23 protein-coding genes and 1 other RNA gene are annotated in these 18,946 nt (G+C 54.8%); 6 read left to right on the top strand and 18 right to left on the bottom strand.

Annotated elements, in window-relative coordinates; all coding sequences use genetic code 11:
• Positions 1-3 precede the first annotated feature (3 nt).
• The 7 genes from flhB to MRK42_RS19580 form a co-directional block, all read right to left on the bottom strand.
• A complete protein-coding gene (gene flhB / locus MRK42_RS19550) occupies positions 4-1,140 on the bottom strand; it encodes a flagellar biosynthesis protein FlhB (RefSeq protein WP_042025054.1) in 1,137 nt (378 codons plus the stop codon).
• A complete protein-coding gene (gene lfiR / locus MRK42_RS19555; RefSeq protein WP_026456146.1) occupies positions 1,137-1,919 on the bottom strand; it encodes a lateral flagellar biosynthetic protein LfiR in 783 nt (260 codons plus the stop codon). The genes flhB and lfiR overlap by 4 nt, the downstream gene beginning before the upstream one ends.
• Positions 1,916-2,185, bottom strand: a complete 270-nt coding sequence (fliQ, locus tag MRK42_RS19560; RefSeq protein ID WP_042025053.1) for a flagellar biosynthesis protein FliQ — start codon at positions 2,183-2,185, stop codon at positions 1,916-1,918. Before fliQ ends, lfiR begins: the two co-directional genes overlap by 4 nt.
• 1 nt (position 2,186) lies before the next feature.
• Positions 2,187-2,921 carry a flagellar type III secretion system pore protein FliP gene (fliP, locus tag MRK42_RS19565; RefSeq protein WP_042025052.1) on the bottom strand — a complete coding sequence of 245 codons (735 nt, stop codon included), beginning with the start codon at positions 2,919-2,921 and terminating at the stop codon, positions 2,187-2,189.
• Positions 2,921-3,298 (bottom strand): lateral flagellar motor switch protein LfiN, encoded by a 378-nt coding sequence (gene lfiN, locus MRK42_RS19570; RefSeq protein ID WP_026456147.1) that lies wholly within the window; start codon positions 3,296-3,298, stop codon positions 2,921-2,923. The genes fliP and lfiN overlap by 1 nt, the downstream gene beginning before the upstream one ends.
• An 8-nt stretch (positions 3,299-3,306) precedes the next feature.
• Positions 3,307-4,185, bottom strand: a complete 879-nt coding sequence (gene lfiM, locus MRK42_RS19575; protein ID WP_026456148.1) for a lateral flagellar motor switch protein LfiM — start codon at positions 4,183-4,185, stop codon at positions 3,307-3,309.
• A gap of 486 nt (positions 4,186-4,671) precedes the next feature.
• A complete protein-coding gene (locus MRK42_RS19580) occupies positions 4,672-4,908 on the bottom strand; it encodes a hypothetical protein (protein WP_354688563.1) in 237 nt (78 codons plus the stop codon).
• 116 nt (positions 4,909-5,024) lie between these two features.
• On the opposite strand from MRK42_RS19580, the gene MRK42_RS19585 reads away from it, so the two are divergent.
• Entirely contained in the window at positions 5,025-5,654 is a 630-nt protein-coding gene (locus MRK42_RS19585; protein ID WP_216983942.1) for a recombinase family protein, read from the top strand.
• A 5-nt stretch (positions 5,655-5,659) separates the two neighbouring features.
• Positions 5,660-6,526 carry a hypothetical protein gene (locus tag MRK42_RS19590; protein WP_323888043.1) on the top strand — a complete coding sequence of 289 codons (867 nt, stop codon included), beginning with the start codon at positions 5,660-5,662 and terminating at the stop codon, positions 6,524-6,526.
• Positions 6,527-6,652: 126 nt separating this feature from the next.
• Here the strand turns inward: MRK42_RS19590 and MRK42_RS19595 are convergent, their stop codons facing one another.
• From MRK42_RS19595 to rsmI, 4 genes are all read right to left on the bottom strand, one after another.
• The gene (locus tag MRK42_RS19595) at positions 6,653-7,225 is read right to left on the bottom strand and encodes an inovirus-type Gp2 protein (protein WP_323888044.1); all 573 of its coding nucleotides are present in this window, start codon (positions 7,223-7,225) and stop codon (positions 6,653-6,655) included.
• Between the two features lie 357 nt (positions 7,226-7,582).
• Positions 7,583-9,181, bottom strand: coding sequence for a tyrosine-type recombinase/integrase (locus MRK42_RS19600; protein ID WP_323888046.1), 1,599 nt, complete (start codon positions 9,179-9,181; stop codon positions 7,583-7,585).
• A 46-nt stretch (positions 9,182-9,227) separates the two neighbouring features.
• Positions 9,228-9,613: RNase P RNA component class A (rnpB, locus tag MRK42_RS19605), an RNA gene on the bottom strand.
• A 61-nt stretch (positions 9,614-9,674) separates the two neighbouring features.
• On the bottom strand, positions 9,675-10,508 hold the full coding sequence (gene rsmI, locus MRK42_RS19610) for a 16S rRNA (cytidine(1402)-2'-O)-methyltransferase (protein WP_354688564.1): 834 nt from the start codon (positions 10,506-10,508) through the stop codon (positions 9,675-9,677).
• A 199-nt stretch (positions 10,509-10,707) separates the two neighbouring features.
• Between rsmI and MRK42_RS19615 the strand changes: the two genes are divergently transcribed.
• From MRK42_RS19615 to dolP, 4 genes are read left to right on the top strand one after another with little or no spacing between them, the layout of a single operon-like run.
• Positions 10,708-12,495: a penicillin-binding protein activator gene (locus MRK42_RS19615; protein WP_354688565.1), complete on the top strand. Its 1,788-nt coding sequence runs from the start codon at positions 10,708-10,710 to the stop codon at positions 12,493-12,495.
• A complete protein-coding gene (locus MRK42_RS19620; RefSeq protein ID WP_124240007.1) occupies positions 12,416-12,808 on the top strand; it encodes a YraN family protein in 393 nt (130 codons plus the stop codon). Before MRK42_RS19615 ends, MRK42_RS19620 begins: the two co-directional genes overlap by 80 nt.
• A 9-nt stretch (positions 12,809-12,817) precedes the next feature.
• Complete coding sequence (locus tag MRK42_RS19625) at positions 12,818-13,408, top strand: SIS domain-containing protein (protein ID WP_026456151.1); 591 nt, start codon at positions 12,818-12,820, stop codon at positions 13,406-13,408.
• Between the two features lie 4 nt (positions 13,409-13,412).
• On the top strand, positions 13,413-13,991 hold the full coding sequence (gene dolP, locus MRK42_RS19630) for a division/outer membrane stress-associated lipid-binding lipoprotein (protein ID WP_354688566.1): 579 nt from the start codon (positions 13,413-13,415) through the stop codon (positions 13,989-13,991).
• Between the two features lie 41 nt (positions 13,992-14,032).
• Here dolP and MRK42_RS19635 read toward each other — a convergent pair whose 3' ends face one another.
• The 7 genes from MRK42_RS19635 to rplM all read right to left on the bottom strand — a co-directional run bounded on the left by MRK42_RS19635 (position 14,033) and on the right by rplM (position 18,844).
• Positions 14,033-14,458, bottom strand: a complete 426-nt coding sequence (locus MRK42_RS19635; RefSeq protein WP_042025050.1) for a ClpXP protease specificity-enhancing factor — start codon at positions 14,456-14,458, stop codon at positions 14,033-14,035.
• The gene (sspA, locus tag MRK42_RS19640) at positions 14,455-15,084 is read right to left on the bottom strand and encodes a stringent starvation protein SspA (protein WP_026456153.1); all 630 of its coding nucleotides are present in this window, start codon (positions 15,082-15,084) and stop codon (positions 14,455-14,457) included. The genes MRK42_RS19635 and sspA overlap by 4 nt, the downstream gene beginning before the upstream one ends.
• 87 nt (positions 15,085-15,171) lie before the next feature.
• On the bottom strand, positions 15,172-15,906 hold the full coding sequence (locus MRK42_RS19645; RefSeq protein ID WP_042070873.1) for a cytochrome c1: 735 nt from the start codon (positions 15,904-15,906) through the stop codon (positions 15,172-15,174).
• Positions 15,903-17,120 (bottom strand): cytochrome bc complex cytochrome b subunit, encoded by a 1,218-nt coding sequence (locus tag MRK42_RS19650; RefSeq protein ID WP_026456155.1) that lies wholly within the window; start codon positions 17,118-17,120, stop codon positions 15,903-15,905. The genes MRK42_RS19645 and MRK42_RS19650 overlap by 4 nt, the downstream gene beginning before the upstream one ends.
• Positions 17,121-17,122: 2 nt before the next feature.
• The gene (gene petA / locus MRK42_RS19655) at positions 17,123-17,713 is read right to left on the bottom strand and encodes a ubiquinol-cytochrome c reductase iron-sulfur subunit (protein ID WP_042025048.1); all 591 of its coding nucleotides are present in this window, start codon (positions 17,711-17,713) and stop codon (positions 17,123-17,125) included.
• A gap of 294 nt (positions 17,714-18,007) precedes the next feature.
• Positions 18,008-18,400 carry a 30S ribosomal protein S9 gene (rpsI, locus tag MRK42_RS19660; RefSeq protein ID WP_005336286.1) on the bottom strand — a complete coding sequence of 131 codons (393 nt, stop codon included), beginning with the start codon at positions 18,398-18,400 and terminating at the stop codon, positions 18,008-18,010.
• Positions 18,401-18,415: 15 nt separating this feature from the next.
• Entirely contained in the window at positions 18,416-18,844 is a 429-nt protein-coding gene (gene rplM / locus MRK42_RS19665; RefSeq protein WP_026456103.1) for a 50S ribosomal protein L13, read from the bottom strand.
• Between the last annotated feature and the right edge of the window lie 102 nt (positions 18,845-18,946).

An 18,946-nucleotide genomic window follows, 5' to 3' on the forward strand; every position in this document is an offset into this window, starting at 1 on the left:
AACTTACCTCTCAGGTTGACGTAATTCGGGCGGCACATGCAGGGGAGCAAGAGGTCTTGGCTTCTTGCCCTTGCCTGCCTGATAGGCCCGCAGCTGCAATACATGGTTCAATACATAGGCCACGGCGGTGAACAGGCCGGCCGGAACCTCCTGGTCTACCCGAGTGGAGTAATAGATGGCCCGGGTCAGGTCCGGCAGGCTCATCACCGTCTTGTCGTGTTGCTTGGCCACTTCCCGGATCCGCGCCGCCATGCTGTCGACCCCCTTGGCAATCACGAAGGGGGCATTGGCCCTGGCGGGATCATATTTGATGGCGACCGCATAGTGGGTCGGGTTGACGATCACCACGTCGGCCTGGGGCACCCGCTGCTCGATGCGCGCGCGCGCCAGCATCCCCTGTACCTGACGGATCTTGGCCTTGATCTCGGGCCGCCCCTCGCTGTTGCGGTGTTCGTCCTTCACCTCCTGCTTGGTCATCCGCAACTGCTTATTGAGGGACCAGCTCTGGTAGGGGACGTCCAGCACCGCAATCAACAGTTGCACGCTGCCGAGCAGGATAAAGGCCTGGGAGAGGATCCGCAGCGCCTGCTCCATCGCCAGCTGGGGCGGCATCCGGTTCATCATCAACAAATGAGGCCACTGGTGTTCCAGCATCATGGCCAGGGTGCCGCCGATGAGCAGCATCTTGAGCAAGGATTTGACCAGCTCCATCAGGCTGTGATGGGAGAACATCCTGCCCAATCCTTTGATTGGGTTTAGCTTTTCGCCACTTGGCAGCAGTTTTTTCCAGGTCAGCACCAGGCCGCCAGGCACTATGCTGAGCAGGATCAGCATCAGGGCAAGAAACCCGAACAGCGGCAGCAACACCCAGAGCATGTTCAGCAAAGCCTGTGCCAGCCACTCAGTCATCATCGCCGGGCTACGCTCCCCCTGCCAGTCGAAGCGAATGGGCTGACGCATCAGCTGTGCGAAAAACTGGCCAAAGGCAGGCACCATCCACTGCATGACCAGACCGCCAAGCAGCAGCAAGCCTGCCGAGCTCAGCTCCTTGGAGCGGGCGATCTGCCCCTCTTCCCGTGCTTTCTGCCGTTTCTGGCCGGAGGCCTCTTCGGTTTTGTCCTGGGCACTGCTCTGGCTCATGAGGGAGTCAACGCCTTCAGTTGTTCCAGTACATAGGTCACCAGATCAAGGTAACGGGCGGGGACGCCGCCAATGGAGAGCGCCATGGTCAGCAGCCCCAGCAACAGGGTCATGGGAAAACCGAGCGAAAATATATTGAGAGAAGGGGCGGTACGGTTCATCACCCCGAAGGTGAGGTTGACCATCAACATGGCGACCACAGCGGGCAGGGTGAGAATGAGCGCCGCCCCGATCGACCAGCCAAGCAGGCCAACGACCCCCTTGATGTCGAGCAAATCCAGGGAAGAGCCGGGCGGCCAGCTGCGCAACCCCTGCACCAGGATATCCAGTGTCACCAGATGACCATTGAGCCCGAGAAACAGCAGGGTACAGAAGATCAGCATCAGCTGGCTGACGATGGGGGCCGTATCCCCGTTACTGGGGTCATTCATCACCGCCATCGCCAACCCCATCTGCATGGAGAGGATCTGCCCCGCCATGGTCAAGATCATGAACAGCATCTGGACACAGAGTCCGAACAGCAGGCCAAACATCAGTTGCTCGATGGTCAGCACGATTGCCCCTGCACTGAAGGGATCGATCACCGGCAGGTCGTGCATCATGGGGGCCACCAGCAGGCTGAGAATAAAGGCGAGCAGCAGACGCACCTGGGGCGGGACGCGGCCATCTCCGAAGAAGGGCATCACCCAGAAGGCGGTCGCGATGCGGATGAAGGGCCACCACCACTGCCCCAACCAAGCCGTCAGCTCGGCCGCACTGAGGGACAGCAGCGAGTTCATCCTATCAGCCCGGGGATCTTGAGGAAGAGTTCATGAAACAAAGTGGTGATCTGCGACAACAGCCAGTTGCCGGTAAACATCAGGGTCATCAGGGTCACGATGAAGCGGGGCAGGAAGCTGAGGGTCTGCTCCTGGATCTGGGTCGCGGCCTGAAAGATGCTGACCACCAGGCCGACGATAAGGCCGGGCACGATCAGCACAGACACCATGGTCACCACCAGATTGACGGCCCCGCCTACCAGGGCAACGCTCTGCTCCGCCGTCATCTCAACCCCCTCCCCCGAAACTGGCAGCCAGGGTGCCCACCGTCATGGACCAGCCATCCACCAGAACGAATACCATCAGCTTGAACGGCAACGAGATGATGAGAGGAGAGAGCATCATCATCCCCATCGCCATCAACACGCTGGCCACCACCAGATCGATCACCAGAAACGGAATAAACAGCATGAACCCGATCTGGAACGCCGTATTGAGTTCGCTGAGCACGAAGGCGGGCAGCAGTATGCTGAAGGGCACCTCGGATTTCGCCATCTTGGTCGGCTCACCGGCGATCCGCATCATCTGCTCCAGGTCCGGCTCGCGGGTCTGGGCCAGCATGAAGCGGCGCAGTGGCTTCTCGGCGCGGGCGACCCCCTCAGACAGGGTGATCTCGTTCTGATCGAAGGGAACGAAGGCATCCTGGTAAATCTCGGTCCAGACCGGCCGCATGATGAGCAGGGTCAGGATCAGGCTGATGCCGATCAGCACCCGGTTCGGTGGACTCTGCTGCAGACCCAGCGCCTGACGCAAAATGGCCAGCACTATGATGATCCGGGTAAAGCTGGTCATCATCAGCAACAGCGTCGGCAACAACCCGAGCAGGGTCATGAAGAAGAGGATCTGCAACTTGATGTTGTAGTCCTCCCCCCCGCTGGCGCTCGGCGAGACCGAGAACAGCGTCATGTCGGCACCCCATCCGGGCAGTGCAAACAGCAGCAGGGTCAGCGGCAGATAGCGCATCAGTCGTCGACGCCACCCAGCAGGTTGGTGTCGATTACGTCGACCAGACGCAGGCCATACTTGCCGTTGACCACCACGACTTCGCCCTTGGCCAGCAGGCGGCCATTGACCCGCACATCCAGCGGTTCGCCCGCCAGCTTGTCCAGCTCAATCACGGCCCCTTCCTCGACTTTCATCAGATCCCCCAGCGGCACTTCGGTGCTGGCCACTTCCAGGGTGACCTTGACCGGGATCTGCCGGAAGAAGGAGAGATCCCGCTGCTTGCTGTTGCTGGTCGGCGCCATGTAATCCGCCGCGCTCGGCATGCTGATATCATCGCCAAACAGCTGATCCAGTCCATCCAGGTCCAACGGGTCATTCATTGTTTGCTCGCTCATGATTCGGTTTACTCCTCTACCACCGATGCAACCTGGTAGACCAGGCTGCCTTTATGTTCTGCAATCCGCCCGCTGAAACAGGGACGAGCACCAATCAGGGCCGGAACGACCTCGGGCAATTCCAGTGACAAGACATCTCCCACCTGGAGACACTCCAGATCGGCCAAAGTCATAGAGAGCTGCCCCATCACCACCCGCAGTTGCACGGGAACATGAGGCAGGACGCGGGACAGCTGCCCCTCCGGCAAGCTGGAAGTCGCCGGCTGCACCGACTCTTCGGCGGGCAACAGCCACATCTGCCATTCGTGCGCCATGTTGCCGGCCTGCATGGAGGCTCTGGTCACCAGCAACGGATGGGAAGGCAGCGCGTCCGGCTGTACTACGTTCAACTGCCACTTCAGATCTCCCAACCCCAGGCACGCGGACCAGATATCGGTCTGGTATTGGCACAGGCGCAGCAGCAGGCGTTGTTCGGTATCTGTCACCCCTCGCGTGGCTGACAGGGGAGTCTCTTCTTTTTGCGGTTGCAGGGTACCGCCAAAAAACAGCACCGCCAGGCGGTAGAGCACCTGATGGGAAATGGAGAAATAGACGATGCGTTTCGAATCCAGCGGCGTCTTCGCCTCGACCCAGATCAATGGCGCTGCGCCGCGGGCCGGCGCCTCGGCCGCAAACTCGCTGTACGCCAGCTCGCAGTCGGCACTGTTGAACAGCTGGGCCATGCAGCTCGCCGCCTGGAGCGAGAAAGTGCTCAAGGGGGCATTGACCTGTTTCAGCCGGGCCTGATTGACCCGCTCTATGCCCAGCAAATCATAACGAGGAAGGGCTCTCCCCTGCTCCGCACTGAGCAGGCGGGAAGGTGTGTGCGCTACGCCGCTTGATGTCATTGAAAATCCACCTTAACCATTTCATCTCGCTTCACAGATCCCGGCTCGTTCATCAAACCAGCCCACGATAGATACTTGTTCGTTCACGCGGATCATTACGACTAAAAAAAGTTGGAACTTTAATCGAAAGTTCAAAAATTCCGCTATGACAGGAGACAAATTTTTAAGCAATAAAAAATCCCGATGCCGCAGGCATCGGGATTGTCGTGACGCATCACGGGAATTGGGTCGGAGTCGGCCTGTAAGCCGTCCTCTACATCAACAGAGCAATAGCGGATTGTTGTTTAAAATCAGCAAGTTATAGATTTATGCTCTCTATCGTCTGCTCGCAAGAATCCACATTGTTGCACACCTTGAACCACAGTTCATCCCTACAAGCGGTCGGTGTTTATGTACTTGGCGCACCGCTTTGCCTTGGGTTTGGTAATCACATGAAGCTCACCGCGCTTGTTCTCATAGGTACAGACGCGCTGTTGCTTCACCACTTCATCGCGGATCAGGTTGTACTGACTGTATGCAGTTGAATGGCTCACCTGCGATACCGTAGTCATGACCAATATGATAATAGTTCTCAATAACATCGCTTCCGCTCCCCCTCCCTGAAATCTTGATGTCATCATAACTGTTCAGAAAGTGCTCAACACCAATTAACGAAACCAAACGAACCCCTTTGTTAAATTTTTTTAAATTTTGAAATATCGTACAGGTTTTCATCAGTTTCATTGGGTATACCTAAAGGAAACTGGTTTTTCATCTCGATTTTCTCTGTTTTCTCATTTACTAAACCATTCAAAACAAACTATAGTTACGAAACCATATAAAGGAAACCAGAGGGCATTATGAGCAACCGGATCTATGGATACCTGCGAGCCAGTACCGACGAACAAGACGCAAGCCGCGCAAAAGAACAGTTGATCGAGTTTGCCCAAAGCCAAGGGCAACAGATTGCCGGATGGTTTGTGGAAAATGAATCAGGGGCCAGTCTCAAACGTCCCGAGTTGTTCCGCCTGCTCGATATCGCACAGCAAGGGGATTGCCTGCTGGTGGAACAGGTAGACCGTATCAGCCGCCTTAACGGTGAGGACTGGGAAAGCCTGAAAGCCATAATCAAGGCTAAAGGAGTGCGGATCGTGGCACTGGATTTGCCCACCAGCCACCAGCTTATGACGACAGGGGACGAGTTCACCAGCCGGATGCTAGACGCCTTGAACAGCATGATGCTTGATATGCTCGCCGCCATTGCTCGCAAAGACTACACCGACCGTCGCCGCCGTCAGGCTCAAGGCATCGCCAAAGCCAAAGCCGAAGGACGCTATAAAGGGCGCCCAATTGATGCGGCACTTCACGAAAAGATTCAATTGGCCTTGTCTGCTGGATGGTCTTATAGCAAGATTGAGGATATGTATAAATGCAGTCGAGCTACGATTGCAAAAATAGCCAAGCATTGCCGAACAAATATAAAGGATTAACTATTGTGTCAAACACTGTAAAAATTATACTTTTTCTTTTGTTTTCATTTGGCCTCTATAACTATATTTTAGAAAAAAAAGTAGAAAATGATAATGTTGCGTCTACTCCTGAGACCGCCCAAAATAACTCACAGAATTTACATGACAGTGACTACAATGCTCTTTGTGTAGGTGTTTATAGCGTGGAGGAAAAAACAGACAAAGATGACATTATATTCCATAGATTTCATACTCCATCGGTCAAGTCAGTGATCGTCTCTAACAATAAAAAATATTACGAATGTAGCTTTCACGAAGAGAGTATCTCATTTAGAGTGTCCAAAGATGGTGGCGTTACATACTCAGAATGGATGAGAAAAGGTAAAGATGGCAATGAATATAGCTTTAGAAAATCTCTATCGCCGCAGCTAGTAAACATGCTTATAGCAACACCATCAGGGAAGGATGAAATTATGAGCTTGGATAAGATTAAAAGTACCAACATGGCTATCAATGCCTCTCAAGTGTCAGAAAAAGAATTCAATAATATTTGCCAACATGCAATTGCGCTAGAATTTGGAAAAGAACCGCATACAATAAAAGTAAAAGAGCCCTACAAGGAGGGTTATAATAAAGTTATTGTTGGCTATATCAGACCAGCAGACAACACCACATGGAATTATGAGTGCCAAATCAATAAGTATGACAATAAGATCATATGGAGAGTATTGCCCGGTTCAGAAATAAATGAGGTGGGTCGCTGGCGCGATGGCTCCAATGGTTTTCAAAATGATGATGCTACGATTACTTATAAAGTTCAACCAGATACAATTGAAATACAACTAAAATATCCTGATGGTTCAACAAGTAAATCAAATTTCCGCAGAAAATAATTAATTTATAATAGGGGGGTAAGGTCGCTGTTAAACAATTGCACTTAAAACGCTCTAATTTCAATTTATCCCCCTACCCAATACCACCCTACAGGGTGGGGGTTGTAAATGCGATTACAGGGCGTTTTAGGCGGCTATTTTACGGGGTTTTATTGGCAGTTTAGGTAAACGAGAGAATCCATATAACCTTTGCCCCTTTTCAAGACGCTTCTTGCCTCGTTTCTTGCAGAGATAAGAGAGGGCGTAAATGGTATCCGCTCTTTTCTGCTGATCGCTACGCAATAGCATCCCAGTGCCATCACCTTCTGTGCGGTGTATTGTTCCACCGCTGACAACTCGCTGCCAACAGCCCTTAATTATAGTCTGTGCGGCCCACTGACTTTGCCACTGCTGACCATCAAAGAAGAACACCATATGATAATGCCCTTTCTTCTTTTTCTCTCGTTCCAATACCCAAAAGTAGCCGAACAAGTGATCTTTATATTTTGTTTTTCTTATATTTTTCAGTAATTTATCTATCAATTTTGAATCATTTAACGACACATCATCCAGCACATGTAGATCAACCCTGACCACTAATAATTTACTGTATTTATTCGATAAGGTCTCAATCTGCCGGATCATTTTATCTACTACTGTAGTATCAAGATTGCCATCTTCTCCCATATCGTTTAGTTTGTATTCAACTGTATTCTCCATACGCCTCCTGTGTCTATATTGTCATTCCTTATATTCAAATTTACTTGAATGTATAAATAGATATAGATAGATAATATTAAAAACCTACACTTGGAATACAGCAAAGCCCACAGACTAAAAGGCCAGCGAGCATATTTTAATGGGGTGAATTGTTTTGCTGATTCAGCTACACAGACTATACCGAACATTTTAAAAATTCAACCTATCGGTAGAGATTTTTCACCTGCCACGAAAAACACAAATTTAAGCACTAATTTGGATTTTAGTGTAGTTCTGTGTGGGTAGGTATTCCCCTACCCGACAAAATGAAAAATAGGTCGATTTAGTGGGGATTTTACTGCGGTTTCGGCTTATCCATTAAGCCCACCAAGCACCATCAGCGATATCACTATAATCTGTTATCATATGATCGTGAGTATAGCGCTTAGTAATACTCCTGGCACCTTCATGACCAACAAAGCGTTGCAAACGTTGGTAATCCACTTGTTTTGCCTGCTTGAATGTAATCAACGAGTGGCGGAAACTATGAAACACCAAGCGACCTTTACCATTGTCTTCAGTCTCCCCCATCTCAAGCAATTGACGAACCTTGTTCGCCGTCTCGGTAATGTCGTTCAGTCTTTCCGCCGGATAGAGCATACCATCCAGTGATTGGAGATATTCGACAAACCCTAATGCCTCAAGCTCTTTCGCTATCGTTACCGGACGGGTCGCGGCTGCGGTTTTACCTTCTTCAATCCATAAGTAGTATCGGCCCGTATCCTCATCTTGCTTTAACGACTCACGAGTGACGTTGGCTATCTCGCTGCGGCGCATCCCCGTAAACAGCACAAGTAGAAACACCCAGCGCATGGGGCTATCGGGCTGTGCTAACCAATATTCATAGATTTTTCGGCCTTGTGCCTTGTTGTAGGCCCCCCAGCTCACATTATCTCCTTCTGGTTTTTTAAGTCCTTTTGTCGGCGCAACTTCAAAAATATCGCGTTCATCAGTCAGGAAAGCACTGAAGAGTCCCTGATAAAATTTAAGTAATTCGATAACTGTTTTCACCTTAATCAGATGCTCTTCAGGGATCTCACCAGCTTTCGCCAAACTGACTTTTTCGGCCATGCTCAGCCGATTATACGGTGATCTATTCCCCAAAGGCATCTGCTGAAAGACCTCAAGACATTCACGTAATGCTTGTTTGGTAACTTTGTGGCTTTCAATATCACCTAACATCGCCAGCGTAAAATCGAGATAACGGTCGTAATCCTTAATCATTTTTCCCGTTAGATTCTTTTTGAATTTGATAAATTTCTTATACGATTCAGACAGTAACAGGGATGTTTCGGTCATGGCAGGAGCTAGCGTGGAACAAACATCTCCTGTAGTGCCTTGTCTGGCAATGCCGGTCAGAACCGAATCTTTCAAGCCAAGATACGCAGGTAAATCACCTTGATAAAGCGCCTGTAACGCTTGCTGCTTCGTTTGTTCCTTTGATTGAACTGTTATGCTGGCTTTTAGTGCCTCATCATCAGAAAGAGAGAGACTACGTTTCAACCTATCTTTAGTTACGTTAATCGCTGACGTTCTTGCCGCTCGTTTTGCTGCTTGGCTTGCGAAGTCAGCTCTAAGCTGATCAGCCGCTTCTGATTCAATCCCTGTCTGTTCAAACAAATGGTCTCGGATTGTCTCAGTCATATCCAAGTCGATGGCTTTAAGTTTTATCAATGCGTTAACAGCTTTCTCACTGTCAGATTTGGCCGCCATCTGCTTTAACTCCAAGAACACAGGAAGCCATTGTGCCAGACGCAAACGGGCCAAGCCAGCATCGCGGGTTTGAAGCGAGCGACGGATCACTTTTGGGCGCTGGCTAAGAGCTGTAGGGAGGCGAAAACAGGCGTAAAAGACGCCATTGCGGCGGGTCAGATAGTGAGGAATGTTCCCCACTTTGTTACTCAGTTTGTTGCACATATGACAAAGACCTAGCGTTTTACCGCTAAGCCTTTGATTTGAAATAGGTCGGAGTCGGCCTGTAAGCCGGGTTCTGTACCGGGTTGCCCCGGTGGCAATCATTCCTCTAGGCCAGCAATCGCTCGCTGGCTCAAGCAACCTACCCGCCCCCAACGCGGGCCGCGCCAATGGGGGCCTATTTGGTCTTGCTTCGGGTGGAGTTTACCGTGCCACGAACTGTTGCCAGTCGCGCGGTGCGCTCTTACCGCACCCTTTCACCCTTACCTGATCCCTTGCGGGCCATCGGCGGTCTGCTCTCTGTTGCACTGGTCGTAGGCTCGCGCCCCCCAGGCGTTACCTGGCACCCTGCCCTGTGAAGCCCGGACTTTCCTCCCCTCCGCCCGTCTGTCCCGAGGGACACAACGACGAAGCAGCGACTGCCCGGCCAACTCCGAGGCGCGGATTATAGCCTCGTGACGGAGTTGGGTAAACCGCCAATTCCCCTTAACCGGAATTAATAGTGTTCAAGACCGTACTTGTAGAGGGCATTCTTCTTCACCCCGTGGATCTCGGCGGTGAGGGCCGCCGCCTTCTTGAGCGGCAGCTCGGCCACCAGCAGCCCCAGGGTGCGGATCGCCTCGGCCGGCAACTCCTCTTCTTCTTTATTGGCTCCGGCCACCACCAGCACGATTTCGCCACGGCAGCGGTTCTCGTCCTCGCCGAGCCAGGTCAGCATCTCGGAAGCAGGTAAGCCGTGGATCGACTCGAAGGTCTTGGTCAGCTCGCGGCACACCACCACCTGGCGCTCACCAAGGATACGGGCGATCGCCTCCACCGTGTCCTGCACCCGGCGCGGGGATTCGTAGAACACCAGGGAGCGGGTGTCTTCGATGACCGCCTTCAGCCGATCATCACGCCCCTTGCTCTTGGCTGGCAGGAAACCCTCGAAGGCGAAGCGGTCGGTGGGCAGGCCGGCGGCGCTCAGGGCCGTGATGGCGGCGCAGGGGCCAGGCAGCGGCACTACCTTGACACCCGCTTCGCGACAGCGGGTGACGAGATGGTAACCGGGATCGCTGATAAGCGGGGTGCCGGCATCGGAGACCAGGGCGACGCTCTTGCCCTCCTTGATACGACCGATCAGCACATCGGCCTTCTGCTGCTCGTTGTGGTCGTGCAGGGCGAAGGTCGGTACCGAGATCTGGTAGTGGCTGAGCAGGATGCCGGTATGGCGGGTATCTTCTGCGGCCACCAGGTCGACACTGCGCAGGGTATCGAGGGCCCGCTGGGTGATATCCGCCAGATTGCCGATCGGGGTGGGGACTATATACAGGGTTGGGATGTCACTCATGGGATCTCCGAGTGCCCCGACAATTGTGTCGTCATATTGGCCCGTTTACACTAGGGGGAATTTCAACACTGGTCGGGGAATGAACTTGAACCGGGTTACAAAGCAGCTAAGTGTATCACGACTCTTCGGCATCATACTCGCGGCAGTCCTGCTTGCCGCCTGTGCGTCGGAGCCCAATCAATCTTCCGGACAGCCGGGCATGCCGTCCGCCTTCTCGGAAATCACCAAGAACGCCCAGTGGTATCTGGAGCAGGTGGACCCGGCCAAGCCGGCTGAAGCCTTCACCTGGCAGATACTGGCGGCGCGCAGCTATCTGGCGCTCGGCCAGAGCAAGCCGGCTGCAGCCCTGTTCCAGCAGTTGCAGAAACAGGCGCAGAATCCGGAGCAGAAGGCGCAGCTGCAACTGCTGCAGGCTCATCTGTTGCTGGCCCAGGGGCACGCCAATCAGGCGCTGATCCTGCTTGAAGGCAAGCCGGATGTCACGCTGGATGCCGATACCCAGAAGAACTGGTATCGCCAGCGGGTCGTGCTGCAACTGGACATCAACAACAAGTTTGGTGCCGCCAAGTCCTTGATCGCCATGGAGCCCTACCTGGCCCAGAGCGAGCTGGCCACCAACCACCAGCAAATCTGGTCGTTGCTGAAAAGCATGACCCCCTCCACCCTGCAGGCGCTGGAAGAGGCCCCGGCCCCCGACGTGACCACAGGCTGGCTGCGACTGGCGTCCCTGGTCAACGAGTTTGGCGCCCAGCCGAACCTGCTGGCCCGCCAGCTGGATGGGTGGAAGCGTGACTTCCCGAATCACCCCGCCCAGAGCGACATGCCCGCCGGCCTTGGCGATCTGGCCTCTACCAGCGGCACCACCGTGCAGCAGATTGCAGTGCTGCTCCCCCTCTCCGGCAATCTGGAGCCGCAAGGGGCTGCCATTCGCAACGGCATGCTGATGTCCTACAAGGAGAACCAGGGTCAGTTCACCCTGAACTTCTACGACACCCAGCTCAAATCGACCGCAGAGCTCTACAAGCAGGCGATCCAGGAAGGGGCGGACATGATCATAGGTCCGCTGCTCAAAGACAGGGTCGGGGAACTGCTCAAGGCCAACCCGACCGTGCCCGTGCTGGCGCTCAACGAGCTGGATCAGCCGATCGTCAATGACAGCACCTACTACTTCTCCCTCTCGGCCGCTGCCGATGCCGCCCAGGCCGCCCAGTATCTCTATGATCAGGGCTACCGCAAGCCGTTGCTGATCGCCGCCCAGGGGCGGATCGGCTACAGCAGCATCAAGGCGTTCGAGCAGACCTGGGCCACCCTGAGCCAGGACAAGCCCGTGGTCGCCACCTTTGGCGCCCGCAACGAGGTGCAGGGCATGGTGAAAAACGCCCTGAGCGGCCGTTCCACCGCCCGCGCCGGCGAAGTGGTGCAGCTCTCCGATGCGGCCCCGCGCAGCATCGATGCCGTCTATGTTGTGGCCAACAGCCTGGAAACCCGGATGATCAAGCCCTACGTGGACATCTCGGTCAATCCGATGGGCAGCCTGCCCATCTATACCGGTTCCCGTGGCTATGACAGCGCCGCCACCGAGGTCGCCTCCGAGCTCAACGGCCTGCATATCGGCGAGATGCCGCTGCTGCTGGGCGGTTTCGAGAAGGAACGCGAGCAGATCGCCCTGCTCTGGCCACAGACCCTGGGAGACCTGCTGCGCCTGTTTGCCATGGGCTATGATGCCATCAGCCTGGCTGAAAACCTGCCGCAGATGCGCAAGCTCGGCACCATGCAGCAAGCAGGCATGAGCGGACAGCTGAGCGTGGATGCCAAGGGCAACATCATCAGAACGCTGAACTGGGGCACTTACCGGAATGGCAAGCTGGTCGATGACAACGCAGCCCCGCAACTGGAGGCCCCTTCCAATGAAGAGAGCATTGGCGTGGATGAACCAGCAGTGGCAGAACCTGTTCCCGTCAGCGACGAGCAAGGGACAGTACTTTGAACAGCAGGCCGAGCGCTGGCTGACCGCGCGCGGCCTGCAACTTGCCGCGCGCAACTACCGCTGCCGTGGCGGCGAGATCGATCTCATCATGCACCAGGGCCAGACCCTGGTGTTTGTTGAGGTAAGATACCGCGCCACCACCAGCCATGGTGGGGCCGCCAGCTCGGTCACCCGCACCAAGCAACAGAAGATCAAGCTGGCCGCGCGCCACTATTTGAAGCAACATGCCATCAACGAGGCCAACCAGGCCTGCCGATTCGATGTGATTGCGTTTGAGGGCGACCAGCCCGACTGGTTCCAGAACGCATTTTAAGAGGACCCTATGACTGACCGCATCAAAGAGAACTACACCGAAAGCATCCAGACCAAGATTGCCGCCGCCGAGGCGCTGCCGGATGCCATCCATACGGCAGCTCAGATGATCACCATCTGTCTGCTCAATGGCCACAAGGTGCTGGCATGCGGTAATGGTCCCTCTGCCGCCCTGGCCCAGCTGTTTATCTCAGAGCTGGTCAACTGCTACGAAACCCAGCGCCCTTCCCTGCCTGGCATGGCGCTCACCCCCGACATGGCCACCATCAGCGCCATCGCGACCGACCACGGCTTCGAAGAGGTGTATGCCAAGCAGATCCGCGCCCTAGGCCAACCGGGCGACATCCTGGTCGCCATTACCACCTCGGGCCACAGCCGCAGCCTGATCAAGGCTGCCGAAGCCGCCCTGTCACGGGACATGACCATAGTGGTGCTGAGCGGGGGCGATGGCGGCGAGATGGCCGGCCTGCTGGGGCCGAATGACGTGGAGATCCGGGTGCCATCAGCCCGCCGTCCTCGCATTCTGGAGGTGAACCTGTTGACCCTGCACTGCCTGTGTGATCTCATCGACCAGACTCTTTTCCCGCAACAGGAAGATTGAAACCATGAACAAGAAGTTAATCATGCTGGGTCTGCTGACCGGCTCCCTGCTGCTGCAAGGTTGCGCTGCCGTTGTCGTCGGTGGTGCCGCGGGTACCGCCAAGGTGTCCGGCGACCGGCGCACCCTGGGTGCCCAGTGGGATGATCAGACCATAGAGCTGAAAGCGGCCAACCTGCTGGCTGACAACAAACCTCTGAGCGCAGCCAGCAAGATCAGCGTCTATAGCAACAATGCCCGGGTGCTGCTGGTTGGTCAGACTCCTTCCGAAGCCTACAAGCTGGAAGCCGGCAAGATCGTCGGGCGCATTGACGGCGTTCGCCATGTCTACAACGAACTGCGTCTGGGTGAGCCCGCCAGCTTCACTACCCGCAGCAACGACTCCTGGATCACCTCCAAGGTGAAAGCCGACATGTTTGCCGCCAAAAACTTCGACAGCGCCAAGGTCAAGGTCGTGACAGAGAATGGCGAAGTGTTCCTCATCGGTCTGGTGACCCGCGAGGAGGGAGAGCAGGCGGTCAATATCGCTCGCCATGTCAGCGGCGTGAAGCGCGTCATCAAGGCATTCGAATACGCCCAGAACTGATACCGCGCTCATAAAAAAACGCAGCCAGTTGGCTGCGTTTTTTATTTGATGACTTTCAGCGTCGGCTTGCCGCTCGGGCGTGGCGGCTCAGGGTCCGGCTCTACCGGCTCCTCGGCCTGCTCCAGCCAGAGATCATAGCCAGGCTCCGGCGGGAACAGAGTCCCCACACCGTTTTCCCGGGCATGAATGGCCAGTACGGCCGCCATCGGGATGTAGACCTGCTGGGCTACGCCACCGAAGCGGGCACTGAAGCTGATGGCATCATTATCCATGTGGAACTGCATCACGGCACGAGGCGCGATATTCAACACAATCTGGCCATCCTGGGCAAACTGCATCGGCACCATCACATGGGGAATATTGACGTTGACCACCAGATGGGGGGTCAGATCGTTGTCCAGTAACCAGTCATAGAAAGCCCGCAACAGGTACGGGCGGCTCGGCGTCATTGTCGGTTCCATGCTCATACGCCGGCACGGATCTCGCGCTCGGCTTCGGTCAGGGAGGCCTGGAAGGACTCGCGCTCAAACAGGCGGACCATGTAAGCTTTCAGCTCCTTGGCGCCACGACCGGTCAAATCGATCCCCAGGCTCGGCAGACGCCACAGCAGCGGGGCCATGTAGCAATCCACCAGACCGAACTCTTCGCTCATGAAATAGGGCATTTCACCGAAGATCGGCGCGATGGCCAGCAGGTTGTCCCGCAGCTCGTTGCGCGCAGCGTCGGCATCGGTACCGGCCATTATCTTGTCGGCCAGAGAGTACCAGTCCAGCTCGATGCGATGCATCATCAGACGGCTGTTACCGCGGGCAACCGGGTAGACGGGCATCAAGGGCGGATGCGGGAAACGCTCGTCCAGATACTCCATGATGATGCGCGAGGTATAGAGCGCCAGCTCACGGTCTACCAGAGTCGGTACTGAGTTGTACGGGTTCAGCTCGGCCAGCTCATCCGGCAGATTGTTTGGGTCAACCTGGCAAATATCCACGCTAACACCCTTCTCCGCCAGGACAATACGCACCTGATGGCTGAACATATCGTTGGCACCGGAAAACAGCGTCATAACCGAACGCTTATTGGCAGCTACAGCCATTGAACCCTCCCCTCATTTAAAAGCAGAAACGGCAATGAAGCATCTTGGACTTCATTGCCGTGCATTATATTACCCGTATCTGGTCGCTTAGTGAACGTCGCGCCAGAATTCCTTCTTCAACAGCACAGTGAAGATGAAGAAGATCACGATGAATCCAAGCACCCAGAAGCCCATGCGTTCACGCTCCTGTTGTACCGGTTCAGCCGAGTAGACCAAGAAGTTTACCAGATCCAGCACCGTCTGATCATACTCTTCGTTATCCATTTCACCATTGCCGTCAGATTTGATGCTGACAACCTGCTGGGTTTCGACGCCATCGACAGTATGTGTCGTAAACTCGGCGCGCGGTGTGCCTTGTAGCGGCTCCAGCACATGGGGCATGCCCACGGACGGGAAAACTGCGTTGTTCACCCCGAACGGACGGGTCGGATCGACGTAGAAGGAGCGCAGATAGGTGTAAATCCAGTCTGCCCCGCGAACACGGGCCACCAGCGTCAGATCGGGTGGCGGGGCACCAAACCACTTGGCAGCATCCTTCTCGGACATGGCGCTCTTCATCAGATCACCGACCTTGGCATCGGTAAAGATGAGGTTGGCTTTCATCAGATCCTCGGGGATCCCGAGATCCGCCGCAACCCGGTTGTAACGCTGGTACTGAGTGGAGTGGCACCCGGCACAGTAGTTCATGAAGGTGGCGGCACCACGCTGCAACGAGGCCTTGTCATCCAGTTCGTAATGGGCCTTGTCCAGCGGGAAATTGCCCCCTGCCGCGACCGCCAGGCAGGGTAACAGGGCCAGCACTGCAAATATTATTTTTTTCATTTGAATGTCACCCTTTCCGGCAGCGGCTTGGTTTGTTCGTTTTTGCTGTAGAAGAACAACAGGACGAAGAACCCGAAGTAACCCAGGGTACAGATCTGGGCAACCAGTGTCAGAGTCGGAGTCGACGGCAGCACACCCAGTACACCCAGGATAATGAAGCAGACCACGAACTGGGCAATGTTCAGCTTGTGCAGCTTGCTGCGGTAACGCACCGAGCGCACCTTGCAGCGATCCAGCCAAGGCAACAGGAACAGCACCACGATGGAAAGACCCATCATGATGACCCCGAACAGCTTGTCAGGAACCGCACGCAGAATGGCGTAGAAGGGGGTGAAATACCACACCGGAGCGATATGTGCCGGGGTCTTCAGACCATTCGCCACTTCAAAGTTCGGCTTCTCGAGGAAGTAACCCCACATATCCGGCTTGAAGAAGATGATGGCGCAGAAGAAGAACAGGAATCCCGCGACACCGATCATGTCCTTGACGGTGAAGTAGGGGTGGAACGCCACCGCATCCAGCGGCCAACCGTTGGCATCCTTGTGCTTCTTGATGTCGATGCCATCCGGGTTGTTGGAACCCACTTCGTGCAGCGCCAGGATGTGCATCGCCACCAGCATCACCAGTACCAGCGGCAAGGCGATGACGTGCAGCGCAAAGAAGCGGTTCAGGGTGGCACCTGAGATGACGTAGTCACCACGGATCCACAGGGTCAGGTCGTCGCCGATGACCGGAATGGCACCAAACAGCGAGATGATGACCTGAGCACCCCAGAAGGACATCTGGCCCCACGGCAGCAGATAGCCCATGAAGGCCTCGGCCATCAGCACCAGGAAGATCAGCATGCCGAAGATCCACAGCAGCTCGCGCGGCTTCTGGTAAGAGCCGTAGATCATGCCACGGAACATGTGCAAATAGACCACTACGAAGAAGGCGGAAGCCCCGGTGGAGTGCATGTAACGCAGCAACCAGCCATATTCCACATCCCGCATGATGTACTCGACAGAGGCAAAAGCACCTTCCGCCGAGGGGTTGTAGTTCATGGTCAGCCAAATGCCGGTGATGATCTGGTTGACCAGCACCAACATGGCGAGGGAGCCGAAGAAGTACCAGAAGTTCAGGTTCTTCGGTGCCGGGTACTTGGCCATGTGATCGTTGTACATGGCAGTGAGCGGGAATCGATAGTCGATCCAGCCCATCAGTTTACTCAACATGATCAGGCCTCCTTGCCATCGGCACCGACCAAGATGGTGGTGTCATTAATGAATTGATAGGGCGGCACGACCAGATTGAGCGGTGCGGGTACCCCCTGGAACACACGACCGGCCATATCGAACTTGGAGCCGTGGCACGGGCAAAAGAACCCGGAGGTGACGCCCTGAACCTGCTCGCCAAAGCTGTCAGGCAAGTAGGTCGGTGAACAACCTAGGTGGGTACAGATCCCGACGGCCACGAAGATCTCGGGTTTGATGGATCTGTAACCGTTGTGGGCATAATCGGGCTGCTGAGGTTCATCAGAAGCGGGATCGCGCAACTTGTCATCATGAGCGGCCAGGGCATCCAGCGTCTGCTTGGTACGGTTGACCACCCAGACCGGCTTGCCACGCCACTCGACACGGATGAGCTGGCCCGGTTCCAACTTGCTGATATCGACTTCGACCGGAGCACCGGCGGCTTTGGCCTTGGCACTCGGGTTCCATGATTTTATAAACGGCACTGCGGTAAAAGCAGCTCCTACCCCACCAACGGCAACCGTTGACCAGGTAAGAAATCTGCGGCGACCGGTATCAACTGGCGCATTGCTCATCCAAAAACTCTCCCATGTGGACTCCGCGCATTCTTATAGTGTCCCTGTTCCCCATTTCTCCGTGACAACAGCGGCGGAAGCTGGAGTTACAATTGCCACAGAAAACAGGGGAAATTTTAAAGAAAAGATAACAACTTGACAAGAAAGAGCGGTGAGCAATAAAAACAATAAAGAAACAATTTTTTGTCTTTTGTGACCTGTGGTTAGCATTGATATCGGTAATATTACCAATAAAAAAAGCCTGGCGGTTGCCAGGCTTTTTTGACACTCGAAAGAGTGAGTACCAGAAGCGGATTAACGCTTGGAGTACTGCGGACGCTTACGAGCTTTGTGCAGACCAACTTTCTTACGCTCAACCTTACGGGCATCACGAGTAACAAAGCCAGCTTTACGCAGTTCGGAACGCAGGGTTTCGTCGTACTGCATCAGAGCACGAGTGATACCGTGGCGGATCGCACCAGCTTGACCGGAGATGCCACCACCGTTAACGGTGATGTACAGATCCAGTTTCTCGGTCATCTCAACCAGTTCCAGCGGCTGACGAACTACCATGCGGGCAGTCGGACGGCCGAAGTACTGCTCCAGGGAGCGCTGGTTGATTACGATCTTACCGCTGCCCGCTTTGATGAATACGCGAGCAGTGGAGCTTTTGCGACGGCCGGTACCGTAGTATTGATTTTCTGCCATGTTGCCAGTTCCCGATTAGATATCCAGTACTTGAGGTTGCTGAGCAGCATGAGCATGCTCGGCGCCTGCGTAAACTTTCAGTTTACGGAACATGGCACGGCCCAGAGGACCTTTCGGCAGCATGCCTTTAACAGCAGCTTCGATTACCATTTCCGGTTTACGCTGAATCAGCTTGTCGAAGCTGATGGACTTGATACCACCCGGGAAACCGGAGTGAGCGTGGTACATTTTATCGGTAGTTTTGTTACCGGTTACACGTACCTTCTCGGCGTTTACAACGATGATGTAGTCACCGGTGTCAACGTGCGGAGTGTACTCAGCTTTGTGCTTACCACGCAGACGAGCAGCGATCTCGGTTGCGATACGACCCAGAGTTTTACCTTCTGCGTCCACAATGTACCAGTCACGTTTTACGGTTTCTGGCTTGGCAACGAAAGTTTTCATTAAGTTAAACCCAATTACCTGTTACAGACCCAATTGCTTATGGGGGCTCTCCCACAAACAACAAACGATGGCCTACCTGTACCCCTTCGAATACAAGTAAAG

Origin of the sequence: Aeromonas sp. 19NY04SH05-1 (assembly GCF_040581895.1) — a bacterium.
GTDB classification, from domain to species: Bacteria; Pseudomonadota; Gammaproteobacteria; order Enterobacterales; family Aeromonadaceae; genus Aeromonas; species Aeromonas enteropelogenes.

What these genes read in the sequence shown, in the direction of transcription:
- flhB (WP_042025054.1), bottom strand. Translation starts at nt 1,140, where the DNA reads ATGAGCCAGAGCAGTGCCCAGGACAAAACCGAAGAGGCCTCCGGCCAG.
- lfiR (WP_026456146.1), bottom strand. Translation starts at nt 1,919, where the DNA reads ATGAACTCGCTGCTGTCCCTCAGTGCGGCCGAGCTGACGGCTTGGTTG.
- fliQ (WP_042025053.1), bottom strand. Translation starts at nt 2,185, where the DNA reads ATGACGGCGGAGCAGAGCGTTGCCCTGGTAGGCGGGGCCGTCAATCTG.
- fliP (WP_042025052.1), bottom strand. Translation starts at nt 2,921, where the DNA reads ATGCGCTATCTGCCGCTGACCCTGCTGCTGTTTGCACTGCCCGGATGG.
- lfiN (WP_026456147.1), bottom strand. Translation starts at nt 3,298, where the DNA reads ATGAGCGAGCAAACAATGAATGACCCGTTGGACCTGGATGGACTGGAT.
- lfiM (WP_026456148.1), bottom strand. Translation starts at nt 4,185, where the DNA reads ATGACATCAAGCGGCGTAGCGCACACACCTTCCCGCCTGCTCAGTGCG.
- MRK42_RS19580 (WP_354688563.1), bottom strand. Translation starts at nt 4,908, where the DNA reads ATGAAACTGATGAAAACCTGTACGATATTTCAAAATTTAAAAAAATTT.
- MRK42_RS19585 (WP_216983942.1), top strand. Translation starts at nt 5,025, where the DNA reads ATGAGCAACCGGATCTATGGATACCTGCGAGCCAGTACCGACGAACAA.
- MRK42_RS19595 (WP_323888044.1), bottom strand. Translation starts at nt 7,225, where the DNA reads ATGGAGAATACAGTTGAATACAAACTAAACGATATGGGAGAAGATGGC.
- MRK42_RS19600 (WP_323888046.1), bottom strand. Translation starts at nt 9,181, where the DNA reads ATGTGCAACAAACTGAGTAACAAAGTGGGGAACATTCCTCACTATCTG.
- rsmI (WP_354688564.1), bottom strand. Translation starts at nt 10,508, where the DNA reads ATGAGTGACATCCCAACCCTGTATATAGTCCCCACCCCGATCGGCAAT.
- MRK42_RS19615 (WP_354688565.1), top strand. Translation starts at nt 10,708, where the DNA reads ATGCCGTCCGCCTTCTCGGAAATCACCAAGAACGCCCAGTGGTATCTG.
- MRK42_RS19620 (WP_124240007.1), top strand. Translation starts at nt 12,416, where the DNA reads ATGAAGAGAGCATTGGCGTGGATGAACCAGCAGTGGCAGAACCTGTTC.
- MRK42_RS19625 (WP_026456151.1), top strand. Translation starts at nt 12,818, where the DNA reads ATGACTGACCGCATCAAAGAGAACTACACCGAAAGCATCCAGACCAAG.
- dolP (WP_354688566.1), top strand. Translation starts at nt 13,413, where the DNA reads ATGAACAAGAAGTTAATCATGCTGGGTCTGCTGACCGGCTCCCTGCTG.
- MRK42_RS19635 (WP_042025050.1), bottom strand. Translation starts at nt 14,458, where the DNA reads ATGAGCATGGAACCGACAATGACGCCGAGCCGCCCGTACCTGTTGCGG.
- sspA (WP_026456153.1), bottom strand. Translation starts at nt 15,084, where the DNA reads ATGGCTGTAGCTGCCAATAAGCGTTCGGTTATGACGCTGTTTTCCGGT.
- MRK42_RS19645 (WP_042070873.1), bottom strand. Translation starts at nt 15,906, where the DNA reads ATGAAAAAAATAATATTTGCAGTGCTGGCCCTGTTACCCTGCCTGGCG.
- MRK42_RS19650 (WP_026456155.1), bottom strand. Translation starts at nt 17,120, where the DNA reads ATGTTGAGTAAACTGATGGGCTGGATCGACTATCGATTCCCGCTCACT.
- petA (WP_042025048.1), bottom strand. Translation starts at nt 17,713, where the DNA reads ATGAGCAATGCGCCAGTTGATACCGGTCGCCGCAGATTTCTTACCTGG.
- rpsI (WP_005336286.1), bottom strand. Translation starts at nt 18,400, where the DNA reads ATGGCAGAAAATCAATACTACGGTACCGGCCGTCGCAAAAGCTCCACT.
- rplM (WP_026456103.1), bottom strand. Translation starts at nt 18,844, where the DNA reads ATGAAAACTTTCGTTGCCAAGCCAGAAACCGTAAAACGTGACTGGTAC.